Source organism: Kitasatospora sp. P5_F3, assembly GCF_054049135.1.
Genome location: NZ_JBFUMY010000098.1, coordinates 16,215 through 28,021, shown reverse-complemented (window position 1 = coordinate 28,021; position 11,807 = coordinate 16,215). Strand labels below are relative to the sequence as shown.

The following is an 11,807-nucleotide window of genomic DNA, read 5'->3' as shown; positions in this document are numbered from 1 at the left end:
CTTCTCGTCGGTCGCCGATGCTCCGCATGGACTCCCTCCTCGGCACCGCCGAGGCACGCACCCCACCACCGCTCCTTCACCCACCCCCCAATTGCCGGTCGGCCTTAGTTCGCACCGGCCGTGCGGCGGCGGTGACCGAAGACCAGCGCTACCAGCGCAAGGCCGAGGGCACCGCCGACCAGCTGTACGCCGACGAAGCCGGGGACCGAGGCCGGGGCGATGCCGGCGAAGGTGTCGGTGAAGGCGCGGCCGACGGTGACGGCGGGGTTGGCGAAGGAGGTGGAGGAGGTGAACCAGTAGGCGGCGCCGATGTAGGAGGCGACCGCGACGGGGGCGAAGCGCAGGTGGTCGGTCTTGGCAAGGCCGAAGATCAGCAGGACCAGGCCGGCGGTGGCGACGACCTCGCCGAGCAGCAGGTGCCCGGCGGAGCGGTCGTGCGTGGACCACTTCACCAGCGTCTCGCCGAACATGGCGTCCGCCAGGACGGCCCCGCCGACGGCGCCCGCGACCTGTGCCGGGATGTAGGCGGTGACCTCGCGCAGCGTCAGGCCCTGGGGGTCCTTGCGGCCGGTCCACCACTCGGCCAGCGTGACGACCGGGTTGAAGTGCGCGCCGGAGACCGGGCCGAGCAGCAGGATCAGCACGCCGAGCCCGAAGACGGTGGCCAGCGAGTTGGCCAGCAGCTGCAGGCCGACGTCCTGGCTCAGTGCGGTGGCCTGGATGCCGGAGCCGACCACGACCGCCACCAGGGCGGCGGTGCCGACCAGTTCGGCCGCCACCCGGTTCAGTAGGGGTACGGCGGCTGGCGCGGCTTCGGTGGTCTCGGGTCTGGCCTCGGCTATGGCGCTCAACAGGTACTCCTCGAACAGGGCGGGCAGGGCGGATCAGCAGGAGCGCTTGAAGTTGGCCTCGGCGGTCAGCCGTGCGGCGGAGGCCAGCGAGGCGAACTCCGCCGACAGGCCCTCCAGGGCCTCGGGGCGGAGCGAGTAGTACGTGAAGCGTCCGCAGGGCTCGGTGTCCACGAGCCCCGCCTCGCGCAGGATCTTCAGGTGGTTCGACAGGTTGGTCTGCTTGGCGCCGGTCTCCTCCACCAGGTGCGTCGTGCACAGCGCCTCTCTGGCGAGGAGCGCGATGATCTGCATCCGGAGCGGGTCGGCCAGAGCCCTCAACACATCACTGTCGACTGAAGTCACCATGCGCTGATACGTTACCCGTACCGGGCCCGCCGAGCGAGCCCCCCTTCTCCACCGTGGCCCGCTGCCTCCGAAGGACTGGAACCCAGATGACCAAGGCGCCGATCGCCTCCGTGCTGTTCGTCTGCATCCACAACGCCGGCCGCTCGCAGATGGCTGCCGGCTTCCTGCGCCACCTCGCGGGCGACCGCATCGAGGTCCGGTCGGCCGGCTCGGTCCCCGGTGACCGGATCAACCCCTCCGCGGTGGCCGCGATGGCCGAGCTGGGCATCGACATCTCGGGCCAACAGCCGAAGGTCCTCACCACCGAGGCCGTCCAGGCCTCCGACTACGTGATCACCATGGGCTGTGGGGACGCCTGCCCGTACTTCCCCGGCAAGAAGTACCTCGACTGGCAGCTGGCGGACCCGGCGGGCCAGGGCGTCGAAGCCGTCCGCCCGATCCGCGACGAGATCAAGGGCCTGATCGAGCGCCTGATCGCCGAGGTCGACGCCGAGCAGCCGTCGAGCCGGTGACGTAGCGGGGCTCCGGCGCTGCGCTCGGTCAGCGGGGGTGCCCGGCCGTGTCGGTGTTGAGGCTCTGGGTGTTGAACTTGATCTGCCAGACCACGACGTGGCCGTCGGGACGCTCGCAGATCACCGCGCCGTCCTGCCAGGTGCCGTTGGTGAGGTACCACTGACTGCCCGGCGGGTCGCCCTGGTTGAGGTGGACGTCGTGGACGCCCAGGCCGGTGGTGAAGCTCTGGCCGAACACGTAGATCCGGGAGGCGGCCTGGAGGTGCGGGACCAGCACGTCCAGGGCGTTGTCGCCGTCGCTGGAGACCCAGGGGAAGAACCGCAGGTGCGGCCGGAGCCAGTCGAGCCGTTCGACGCCGGTGATCCGGCGGCGCAGCCGTAGCGTCAACTCGGCCAGACTGTCGGCCAGGTCGGGGCCGAACATCGGGCTGCCGGGCGGGTGCGGGGCGATCACCCGGTGGGCCCGTACGGTCGCGGCGGAGAGCCACTCGAACCAGAGGCGGTTGCGCAGCAGCGGGCTGCGGACGTAGTCGAGGGCCCCGGAGGTGGGCGTGGACAGGAGTGGGTGGAAGCCGTCCGGGCGGACCCGGAGGGCGGCGATGTCGGCGCTGCGCAGGTCGTCCACGAGGCGGTAGCTGACCCCCACGCTGCCGGGCGCGTCCACGTCGAGCGCGGACTGGTAGACACCGACGGGGGTCTGCAGGAACAGGTGCCCGTGGTACCACTGGCCGAAGTCGTGTATCGGGTCGCGGGTGAAGTCGTGCAGGGTACCGATCGCGACCCCGTAGTTCGGAAGAGCCATACCTCCACTCTCCGCCCCGCCCGGCCGACCCGCAGGGGGAGCGAGGAATTCTGCATACGGTCGGACTGGCATACTGAATGATCGTCAGTTCACGAGCGACATGTTCCGGGGGCGGGGCCGATGACGGGGATCAGGCGTGGCGGGCAGGGCCGGCTCACGGCGGGGGTGGTGGCCGTTGTGCTCACCGCGGTCACGGTCGGCTGCACCGCACCGGAGCGGACCGCAGGAACGTCGGCCACGGGAACGCCGACCGCAGGGACGGCCGCCACCGGAAGTCCGCAGGCACCGCCGCCGGCCGGGCCCACACCGAGCCCGAAACCCTCCTGGGACGGCCAGGTCCGGGTGATCGGTGACGGTTCGATGTCCGACACCGGCCCGCAGCCGGGCCAGGCCCCGGTGGAGAAGCTGGCGCCCGGTCAGAAGCCGCCGCAGTTCGTGGTGTTCTCCTGGGACGGCGCGCTGGAGAACGACGACCACCTGTTCTCCCGCTTCCGCCGGGTGGCCCGGGAGAACAACGCGCAGATGACCTTCTTCCTGACCAGTATCTACCTGGTCCCCAATGCCAAGCGCGCGCTCTACCGTCCTCCGCAGCACGCCCAGGGCGCCGCCGCCATCTCCTTCCCCACGGATGACCACGTCAAGGAGACGCTGCACGAGGTGGGCGAGGCCTGGCGGGAGGGGCACGAGATCGGCACCCACTTCAACGGGCACTTCTGCGAGAGCAAGGGCGGCGGCGACTGGAGCGTCGAGGAGTGGCGGTCCGAGATCGACCAGGCGTACTCCTTCGTGGCCGACTGGAAGACCAACACCGGCTTCAAGGACCTCCCCCCGCTGCCCTTCGACTTCCGCAAGGAGCTGGCCGGCGGCCGCGCCCCGTGCCTGGAGGGGCAGAAGAACCTGCTGGCCGCCGCCAAGGCGTACGGCTGGCGCTACGACGCCAGCTCGCCCGGCGAGTTCCAGGTCTGGCCGGGCCGCAAGGACGGCATCTGGAACTTCCCGCTGCAACTGCTGCCCTACCCGGGGCGCCCGGCCCAGGTGCTGTCCATGGACTTCAACTTCCTGGCCAACCAGTCCGGCGACTCCACCGAGGGTGACCCGCGCAAGTACCCCGGCTGGCTGAAGGAGACCCGCGACGGCTACCTCAACGGCTTCGAGCGGGTCTACAACGGCAGCCGGGCCCCGATGTTCATCGGCAACCACTTCGAGACCTGGAACGGCGGCATATACATGCAGGCCGTCGAGGACGTGGTGAAGTCGGTGTGCCGGCGTGACGGTGTGCGCTGTGTGTCCTTCCGCCAGCTGTCGGAGTGGCTGGACGCCCAGGACCCGAAGGTGCTCGAGCAGCTGCGACAGCTGGACCCGGCGCAGTCCCCGGACTGGGCGACCTTTCTCAAGTAGGCATCCTGGCAACCCGGTTCACAGCAACCGGTTCAGGGCGAGGCCGCGTACGTCTTCCAGATCTCGGCCGGGTAGGACCAGTCCGGCTTGGCCGGCTCCGCTCCGGCCAGGCCCTCCAGCGAGGAGAGCTCCATCGTCTTCGGGTCCATCCGGAAAACCGCGACGGCCGTGGACACCCCGCCCGAGTAGCCGACGAACCAGCCGGCCGTGCGGTCCGGGGTGGTGCCGGTCTTCGCCGCCGCCCGTGCCCCGGCCACCCGGGCCGCACCGGCGGTGCCGCCGTTGACCGCGCCCTCGAGCGCCTCGTCGACCTGGCGGGCCACCTCCGGGCGCAGCGCCTGTGCGGAGGCGGGGGGCCGCAGCTTCATCGGCACTCCGCCACGGGTGACCCGGGTCACCGAGTACGGGTCGGTACGGCGGCCGTCGTCGGCGAATGCGGTGTACGCGGCGGCCATCCGGATCGCGCTCGGCCTGGAGTTGCCCAGCGCGAAGGCCGGCACGGCCTCCCCGAGGCTGGCGGGCAGCAGGCCGAGATCGAGGGCGGTGCGACGCACCACGTCCAGGCCGACGTCCATGCCGAGCTGGGTCAGCGGTCCGTTGACGGACTGCTCGACAGCGGTGCGCAGGCCGATCTTCCCGTACGAGCGCCTGCCGTCGTTGACGGCGGTCACGATCCGGCCGTTCCGCCCCCAGTACGGCCCTTCGGGCGTCATCACGCTGATGCCGTCGTTGCCGTCGTAGGAGGTGGTCGGGGAGACCGGGACGCGGGCGGCGCCCCGCCGGAGCTGCACGCCGTGGTCGAGTCCGGCGGCGTAGACGAACGGGGTGAAGGCCGAGCCGGCCGGCACGTTGGAGGTGTTGGCGTTGTTGAAGCCCTGTTTGAGGTAGTCGGGGCCGCCGTACATGGCGAGGATCCGTCCGTCGGAGGCGACGCTGGCCGCCCCCACCCGGACGTTCCTGTCGGCCGGGCGGTGCTCGGCGTCCAGCCGCCGGGCCTCCTGGTCGACGGCCCGGCCGAGCTCGGCCGTCCTCGACCGCTCGAAGGTGGTGTGGATCTGGTGGCCGCCCAGGTCGAGTTGGGCCGCCGTCAGGTCGCTGTTGCTCTCGACGTACGCCCTGGCCAGCTCCACCAGGTAGCCGGTCTGGCCGCTCAGGCCGGTCGGCTTCGGCGGGCTCTGCGGCTCGGGGAACTCGGTGTACCGGCCGCGTTCCTCGGCGGACAGGTGGCCGGTCTCCACCATCCGGTCGAGGGTCCAGGACCAGCGCTCGACGGCCCGCCGGTGGTTCTCGGCGCTGATCGCCGGGTCGTACAGGCCCGCGCCCTTCAGCGCGGAGGCCAGGAAGGCGCCCTCGCTGGCGTTCAGCTCGGAGGCGTGCTTGCCGTAGTAGGCGCTCGCGCCGCGCTCGATCCCGTAGCTGCCCCGGCCGAACCAGCTGGTGTTCAGATAGCCGGCCAGGATGTCGTCCTTGCTCAGCTGCCGATCCAGCTTGACGGCCAGGAAGACCTCGTCGATCTTCCGCGCGAAGGTCCGGTCCTGCCGCAGGTAGATGTTCTTGACGTACTGCTGGGTGATGGTGGAGCCGCCCTGGGTGTCGCCCCCGGTGCCCAGCTGGACCAGGGCCCGGCCGATGCCCTTCGCCGAGATGCCCGGGTCCGAGTAGAAGTCCGCGTTCTCGGCGGACAGCACCGCCCACCGGACCGGCTCGGGCACCTCCTTCAGCGGGATCTCCTGACGGTTCACCAGACCGGTGCGGGCCAGCTCGGTGCCGTCGGCCCAGAAGTAGACGTTGTTCTGCTGGGTGGCGAAGGCGTTCAGGTCGCTCGGGATCACGGTGTGCGCGTACATCCAGGTGGCGGTGCCGGTCAGGGCGGCCGCGCCGAGCAGTGCCGTCGTGAGTAACTGCCGCCAGGACGGCAGCCAGCGGCGTAGCCCGCGCCGGCCCCGGCGCGGGTAGTCCAGCCGCGGCCGGGCGCGGCCTCTCGCCCACCGACGGATCCGCCCGAATGCCGCTGCCGCCCTCGGCCCGCTCGGTCGGATCCGCACAGTCTGCCCCCGCTTCGTGGTCGATCGTCACTCTGTTCCCTTGGGGAACACGCGTTCAGATGCCGTGCGGGTTGGTGGATCCGAGCGTGATCACGGTCACAGTGGCAAGGTCCGCTGCTCACGGGCGGCCTGGTGGCCCGCCCGTGAGCAGAGGTGTCGGCCCGTCAGTTCCGCCAGGCCGGGTTGGTGGCGATGGTCTTGAGCTGATCCATGGTCAGGGCCTCCGCGCCGGCCAGCGGCTGTGGTCCGTCGGCGTTGACGTTGCCCTCGGAGATCATCACCCGGGTCCCGTCGGGGTGGAGGACGTCCACGTCCCAGAAGACCGCCGGGCCGCCACCGCTCTTGGTCGTCCCGCGCTCACCGGTCGTGATGCTGATGCCGTCCGGGGTGGTCGTCTCGAACATCTCCCGCTGCCCTTGCCACTTCGGCATGACCGTGACGACCAGCCCGCTGGTGTGCCCGGCCAGGGTGACCTTGAAGTCGGCCGTGCCGCTCGGGCGCTGCTCGATCGCTGGGCGTTCGAGCCCGGCGCCCGAAGGCAGCAGGGCCTCGACGGTGGTCAGGATCTTCGCGGGTGCCGGGCCGGGGACGGCGGGCTTGCCGGAGCCCGGGACGGTCAGCCGGTCGAACAGCGGAGCCCAGGCCTCGCTGGTCACCACCGTCGTCGACTGCTCGACGGTGAGCGACGGTTCGTCCCGCAGGGGCAGGCTGCCGTGCACGGTGTTGAACGCGTCGAGCCGGACCTGTCGGCCCGTGGGGGTGGTGGCGATCACGATCGACTTCCTGCTGCCCTTCGGCTGCTGCTCGCGCACCTTCATCACCACCAGGATGCTGCCGTCCGGAAGCACCGTGCGGGTGCACCCCTCGGTCTGGTCCAGTTCGAAGCACTCGGTCCCCACGGTGTCCTGGTCGATCGGCAGGGCCATCCGGTTGGTGCTCAGGTTGACCTGGCCCGCACCTTTGCCGTCGTCGAACAGGAAGGAGGCGTGCGGCCCGCCGTGCGCGGTCTCGCCGACCCCGAAGCCCTTGAGGTCGGTGACCTGCCCCGGCGGCAGCAGGGAGGCGACGGTCCGTTCCATGAAGGCGCCGGAGATGCTCTCCGACGGGAGCGCGCTCGGCTGCAGGGTGACGCCGCCCGGCAGGAAGCTGGTGGCGGCCAGTCCGACCGCCGCCAGCGCGGCGGTGCCGCCGAGCAGTCGGGCCCGGCGACGGTACCTGAGCTGCCGGCCCCGGCCGGCCGCGCCGATGGCCAGTTCGCGCATCCGCGGATCGGGCGCCAGGTCGGCCGCTTGCCGCAGCGTGCGGGTGAAGTCTTCCTCAAAGGGCATGGCAGAGCCTTCCTCGGTGACAAGGGGGGACACAGGGGGAATGTCGATCAGCGGACGAGCAGCTCGGCGAGCTCGTCGCCCAGCAGGGCGCGCAGCCGGGTCAGTGCCCGGCCACTGCGCGAACGGACGGCGCTCGAACTGACCCGGAGCGCCGCAGCGGTCTCCTCCACGCTGCGGTCCTCCCAGTACCGGAGCACCAGTACGGCCCGGTCCTGCGGGGCCAGCCGGCCCAGCGCCTGCAGCATGGTCACCCGCAACGAGAGATCGGGCTCACTGACCCCGCTCTCGGCGAACGTCTCGCTGTCGGTCACCTGCTCCGAGCTGCTGCGACGGCGTCGGTACGACAGGAAGGTGTTGACCAGAACGGTCTGTGCGTACCCGGCCGGATTCTCCAGCCGGGACACCTTGCGCCACCGCGAGAACAGCCGGGCGAGAGCCTCCTGGGTCAGGTCCTCGGCGAGGTGGGCGTCACCACCCGTCAGCAGGTAGGCCGTTCTGACCAGATGACGCCCCCTCACCGCAGCGAACTCCATGAAGTCCAGCGGCCCACCGGGCGCCGGGCTCGTCTTCGATATGCGGTCCATGCTCACTTAACGCTGTGACCGCCCTGTCATGTCGCACCCCGGCCCCGTTGAAGGAGTAGCTCCCGAAGAAAGCTCCGGTCCTGCTGTGACACCGGCGGCGGCTGTGACGCTTAAGGACTTGAGATGAGCACCAAAAGGTTCCGCCGGTTCGACCCCGCGGCGCGGGGGGGGCACCCCGGCGAGCAGGCGGCTCTGGCCGCGTTTCGGGCTGCCCGCCTCGCTCCTGTCCCTGCGTCCCGGAAGCGAAGGATGACCGCGTCCGTGCTTGCCCAGCTGCTCGGCGTCAAGGTCGCCGTCGCGCTGGCCGCAGTGCTCGGCGGCGTGGCCGTCGCGGCGGGCACCGGGCTGCTGCCGTCCGTTCGCGTCCCGGACCCGGTCTCGCCCGCTCCGGCACACGCCCCGGCATCCGCTCCGGTGTCCGCCCCGGCTTCCGGGGACAGTGCGTTCGGACCCGCCAAGGAATCCCCGGCAGCGACCGGGCACCCCTCCGCCGCCGCCCTGCCGTCCGACCCCTCCCAGCCGGGCGGACCCACCGGCCGGCCCGCCGAGCACTCGCGCGGCGCCACCCCGACGCACCCCGGCAGGCAGACGCCCGACAGCCGGCCGGAGAGCCCGGGCGCCACCCAGGTCCCGGAGCCGAGCGAGCACCCGAGCGGCCGTCCCAGCACCCCGCCCGCCGAACCGACACCACAGAGGCTGTCCCGATGACCCGACACCCCGGCACCGTCCACGAGGACACCAGGCCGATCCCAGGTCTGCCCCTGGGCCCGCCGGATGACGGTGCACCGGGTCTCGAGCACCACAGTGAACCGAGTCCGGTCTTCGTCGACACCTCCGGCCGCCGCCAGCGCCGGGTCCGCCGGCTCGGCTGGGTGCTGGTCGTGCCGGCCGCCGCTTACGTACTGCTGCTGCTGAGCACCCTGCTCGGCGGCCCGACGGTGCACTCCCCGCTGCTCCCCGATCAGCAGCCGGCCGCCGCCCAGCCCAGCTCCCCGGCGGCTGATCCCGACACCGCGCCAGAACCCTCCACCGTCAGCGGCACACCCTCCGCGACCCGGACCGCCCCCACCAACAGCGCCAGGACCACCCCGCACCCGACCGGCGCCGCAGCCCCCGCGACCCCGACGGCAGGGTCTGCCCCGAGTACGGCGGTGACTGCCGGCCCGAGCCCCGGCGCCGGCCACGGCAAGCCGAGCTCCGCCCCGGGCCAGAGCAACAAGCCCAGCACCAAACCGTGAACCGCCCCCTCCGCAGCAGGTAGGAAGCACACCCCTTGTCCAAGAACCGCCGCAGAACCCGAGGCCGCCGGGGCAGCGTGCGCAACGTCCCGCTGCGCACCCACTGGCTGCTGCTCACCACCCTCGTCCTGACGCTGTCCGCCGCACTGCTGCTCCAGGGCTACACCCAGCACATGTTCGACAGCACCGCCGACGGCGCCGAGCGCGCACAGGGCCCGGCCCAGGCGGTGCCCGCGCAGATCACCTCGGGCGGCCCGGTGATCGAGGGCGCCGCCGGACGGACCGCAGGTCCGCAGGCCCGGACCATCGCGCTGACCTTCGACGACGGCCCCGATCCGCTCTGGACACCGCAGATCCTGGACGTGCTGCGCCGCAACGAGGTGCACGCCACCTTCTTCGCCGTCGGGACCCAGGTCGCCGCCCACCCCGAGCTGGCGCGGCGGATCGTCGCCGACGGCCACCAGATCGGCCTGCACACGTTCACCCACACCAACCTCGGGACCGCGTCCGGCTGGCGCCGCTCCCTGGAGCTGCGCGAGAGCCAGCTCGCCGTGGCCGGCGCGACCGGCATCACCACCCCGCTGCTGCGCCCGCCGTACTCCTCCACCAGCGACGCCCTCACCGACGCCGACTGGAGCGCCGTCCGCAGCGCGGGCGAGCAGGGCTACCTCACCGTTCTCACCACGCAGGACAGTGAGGACTGGCGCCGCCCGGGCATCGCCCAGATCGTCGCCAACTCGACCCCGAAGGACCAGACCGGGCAGATCGTGCTGATGCACGACGCCGGTGGTGACCGCTCGCAGACCGTCACTGCCCTGGAACAGCTCATCCCCAAGCTCAAGGCAGCCGGATTCCGCTTCGGCACGGTCAGCGAAGCCACCGCGCTGCCCGATCCGGTCCAGCGGGCGAGCGCCGCCGACCACTGGCAGGGCCTGGCCCTGATCACCGCGCTGCGCACCAGCGACTGGGTGCTGGCCGCCCTGTCCTGGCTGCTGTGGGCGGCGGGCGCGATCAGCGTGCTGCGCGCCGTCGCGGTGCTCGTCGCCGCCCGCCGCCACAAGCGGATGCGTAGCCGCGGCAAGGTCTGGGGGAAGCCGGTCACCGAACCGGTCACCGTCATCGTGCCCGCCTACAACGAGAGCGCCGGCATCGAAGCGGCCGTCCGCTCTCTGCTGGCCTCCGACCACCCGGTGGAGATCATCGTCGTCGACGACGGATCCACCGACGGCACCGCCGACCTGGTCGAGGCCCTGCGCCTACCGGGCGTCCGGGTCATCCGCCAGCAGAACGCCGGCAAGCCCGCAGCCCTCAACACCGGTATCGCAGCCGCCTCCTGCAACCTGCTGGTGATGGTCGACGGCGACACCGTCTTCGAACCGGACGCCGTCCGCATGATCGTCCAGCCGTTCGCCAACCGCCGGGTCGGAGCCGTCTCCGGCAACGCCAAGGTGGTCAACCGCGGTGGCCTGCTGGGGCGTTGGCAGCACATCGAGTACGTGGTCGGCTTCAATCTCGACCGCCGCCTGTTCGACCTGGCCGAGTGCATGCCCACCGTCCCCGGCGCCGTCGGCGCCTTCCGCCGCGAAGCCCTGCTGCGGATCGGCGGAGTCAGCGACACCACCCTGGCCGAGGACACCGACCTCACCATGGCGCTGTGCCGGGACGGTTGGCGGGTCGTCTACGAGGAGCGCGCCAAGGCCTGGACGGAGGCGCCCGCCTCGCTCGGCGCCCTGTGGAAGCAGCGCTACCGCTGGTGCTACGGCACCCTCCAGGCCATGTGGAAGCACCGCGGCGCCCTCACCCAGCGCGGCCAGGCCGGCAAGCTGGGCCGGCGCGGTCTGCTCTACCTGCTGATGTTCCAGGTCCTGCTGCCGCTCCTGGCACCCGTCGTCGACGTGTTCGCCGTCTACGGCCTGGTCTTCCTCGACCCGGTGCGGATCATCGGCCTGTGGAGCGCCTTCCTGCTCCTCCAGGTCGCCATGGGCCTGTACGCGTTCCGCCTGGACAAGGAGCGGCCCGGGGCACTGTGGAGCCTGCCGCTCCAGCAGTTCGTCTACCGGCAGTTGATGTACCTGGTGGTCATCCAGTCCGTCTTCACCGCCATCGCCGGCTCCCGCCTGCGCTGGCAGCGGATGGAACGCTACGGCAGCCTCACCGTCCCCGCGGGAACCCCGCCCCAGGCCACCACGGCGCCGTCGCCGCAGACCCTCGCACTCGCCGATTCATGGGTCGAGGAAGCCCGCAGCGCGGTTCCCGCCACGCAGTACCAGGGATATCACTCCGCTATTCCGGAGGTGCCCTGGAGTCAGTACCACGACTCCGGACAGGGGGGCGCCCGCTGACATTTCGTCAACCGGCCGACGGCATCACCAAAGGGTGGCGGTGCCGCCATTTTCCTGTGCCGCAATTCATTGCGGAAACAGGCCGGGCTAACAGAGGGCGAATGCGCGGACAAGCAGTCGGTAACGGCGGGATCCCGCCAGTTTCCGCTGATCACCACGGATATCGGCCGCTGTGGCGAGGTCCTGCCAATACCGATCGCCGGTCTTTTCATTCCGTCCTACGGGTCGTCATGCTTCTGCCCAGCCCCGTAGAGCACCCGCCGGCCACCCCTTTTCCGGCAGGTGCCGCACGACCGCACGGAGCAGCACGTCAGCGCCCGTTCCGCCCCTCAGGCACTCACCCCGGTGCCCCGGAACAAGGC

General features: G+C 71.4%; 11 protein-coding genes. 5 read left to right on the top strand and 6 right to left on the bottom strand.

Annotation, left to right across the window (positions count from 1 at the left end; genetic code table 11):
• Positions 1-104: 104 nt before the first annotated feature.
• Together ACXJMZ_RS33635 and ACXJMZ_RS33630 are read right to left on the bottom strand one after the other, a co-directional pair.
• Positions 105-851 carry an aquaporin gene (locus tag ACXJMZ_RS33635; protein ID WP_457033808.1) on the bottom strand — a complete coding sequence of 249 codons (747 nt, stop codon included), beginning with the start codon at positions 849-851 and terminating at the stop codon, positions 105-107.
• A 33-nt stretch (positions 852-884) separates the two neighbouring features.
• The gene (locus ACXJMZ_RS33630) at positions 885-1,196 is read right to left on the bottom strand and encodes an ArsR/SmtB family transcription factor (protein WP_457033807.1); all 312 of its coding nucleotides are present in this window, start codon (positions 1,194-1,196) and stop codon (positions 885-887) included.
• An 86-nt stretch (positions 1,197-1,282) separates the two neighbouring features.
• Between ACXJMZ_RS33630 and ACXJMZ_RS33625 the strand changes: the two genes are divergently transcribed.
• Positions 1,283-1,708 carry an arsenate reductase ArsC gene (locus ACXJMZ_RS33625; protein WP_457033806.1) on the top strand — a complete coding sequence of 142 codons (426 nt, stop codon included), beginning with the start codon at positions 1,283-1,285 and terminating at the stop codon, positions 1,706-1,708.
• 28 nt (positions 1,709-1,736) lie between these two features.
• On the opposite strand, the gene ACXJMZ_RS33620 is transcribed toward ACXJMZ_RS33625, so the two are convergent.
• Entirely contained in the window at positions 1,737-2,510 is a 774-nt protein-coding gene (locus tag ACXJMZ_RS33620; protein WP_457033805.1) for a DUF2278 family protein, read from the bottom strand.
• Positions 2,511-2,630: 120 nt separating this feature from the next.
• Between ACXJMZ_RS33620 and ACXJMZ_RS33615 the strand changes: the two genes are divergently transcribed.
• Entirely contained in the window at positions 2,631-3,908 is a 1,278-nt protein-coding gene (locus tag ACXJMZ_RS33615; RefSeq protein ID WP_457033804.1) for a hypothetical protein, read from the top strand.
• Between the two features lie 32 nt (positions 3,909-3,940).
• On the opposite strand, the gene ACXJMZ_RS33610 is transcribed toward ACXJMZ_RS33615, so the two are convergent.
• The 3 genes from ACXJMZ_RS33610 to ACXJMZ_RS33600 all read right to left on the bottom strand — a co-directional run bounded on the left by ACXJMZ_RS33610 (position 3,941) and on the right by ACXJMZ_RS33600 (position 7,865).
• On the bottom strand, positions 3,941-5,953 hold the full coding sequence (locus tag ACXJMZ_RS33610) for a transglycosylase domain-containing protein (RefSeq protein ID WP_457033803.1): 2,013 nt from the start codon (positions 5,951-5,953) through the stop codon (positions 3,941-3,943).
• Positions 5,954-6,117: 164 nt separating this feature from the next.
• Entirely contained in the window at positions 6,118-7,281 is a 1,164-nt protein-coding gene (locus ACXJMZ_RS33605; protein ID WP_457033802.1) for a hypothetical protein, read from the bottom strand.
• A 47-nt stretch (positions 7,282-7,328) separates the two neighbouring features.
• On the bottom strand, positions 7,329-7,865 hold the full coding sequence (locus tag ACXJMZ_RS33600) for a SigE family RNA polymerase sigma factor (protein ID WP_457033801.1): 537 nt from the start codon (positions 7,863-7,865) through the stop codon (positions 7,329-7,331).
• A gap of 249 nt (positions 7,866-8,114) precedes the next feature.
• Between ACXJMZ_RS33600 and ACXJMZ_RS33595 the strand changes: the two genes are divergently transcribed.
• From ACXJMZ_RS33595 to ACXJMZ_RS33585, 3 genes are read left to right on the top strand one after another with little or no spacing between them, the layout of a single operon-like run.
• A complete protein-coding gene (locus tag ACXJMZ_RS33595; RefSeq protein WP_457033800.1) occupies positions 8,115-8,573 on the top strand; it encodes a hypothetical protein in 459 nt (152 codons plus the stop codon).
• Positions 8,570-9,103 carry a hypothetical protein gene (locus tag ACXJMZ_RS33590; protein ID WP_457033799.1) on the top strand — a complete coding sequence of 178 codons (534 nt, stop codon included), beginning with the start codon at positions 8,570-8,572 and terminating at the stop codon, positions 9,101-9,103. The genes ACXJMZ_RS33595 and ACXJMZ_RS33590 overlap by 4 nt, the downstream gene beginning before the upstream one ends.
• Positions 9,104-9,138: 35 nt before the next feature.
• Positions 9,139-11,445 (top strand): bifunctional polysaccharide deacetylase/glycosyltransferase family 2 protein, encoded by a 2,307-nt coding sequence (locus ACXJMZ_RS33585; RefSeq protein ID WP_457033798.1) that lies wholly within the window; start codon positions 9,139-9,141, stop codon positions 11,443-11,445.
• The last annotated feature ends 362 nt before the right edge of the window (positions 11,446-11,807 follow it).

Bases quoted from the DNA above. Each gene is read 5' to 3' on its own strand.
- ACXJMZ_RS33630 (WP_457033807.1), bottom strand. From the start codon at position 1,196: ATGGTGACTTCAGTCGACAGTGATGTGTTGAGGGCTCTGGCCGACCCG.
- ACXJMZ_RS33620 (WP_457033805.1), bottom strand. From the start codon at position 2,510: ATGGCTCTTCCGAACTACGGGGTCGCGATCGGTACCCTGCACGACTTC.
- ACXJMZ_RS33595 (WP_457033800.1), top strand. From the start codon at position 8,115: ATGACCGCGTCCGTGCTTGCCCAGCTGCTCGGCGTCAAGGTCGCCGTC.
- ACXJMZ_RS33590 (WP_457033799.1), top strand. From the start codon at position 8,570: ATGACCCGACACCCCGGCACCGTCCACGAGGACACCAGGCCGATCCCA.
- ACXJMZ_RS33625 (WP_457033806.1), top strand. From the start codon at position 1,283: ATGACCAAGGCGCCGATCGCCTCCGTGCTGTTCGTCTGCATCCACAAC.
- ACXJMZ_RS33615 (WP_457033804.1), top strand. From the start codon at position 2,631: ATGACGGGGATCAGGCGTGGCGGGCAGGGCCGGCTCACGGCGGGGGTG.
- ACXJMZ_RS33600 (WP_457033801.1), bottom strand. From the start codon at position 7,865: ATGGACCGCATATCGAAGACGAGCCCGGCGCCCGGTGGGCCGCTGGAC.
- ACXJMZ_RS33605 (WP_457033802.1), bottom strand. From the start codon at position 7,281: ATGCCCTTTGAGGAAGACTTCACCCGCACGCTGCGGCAAGCGGCCGAC.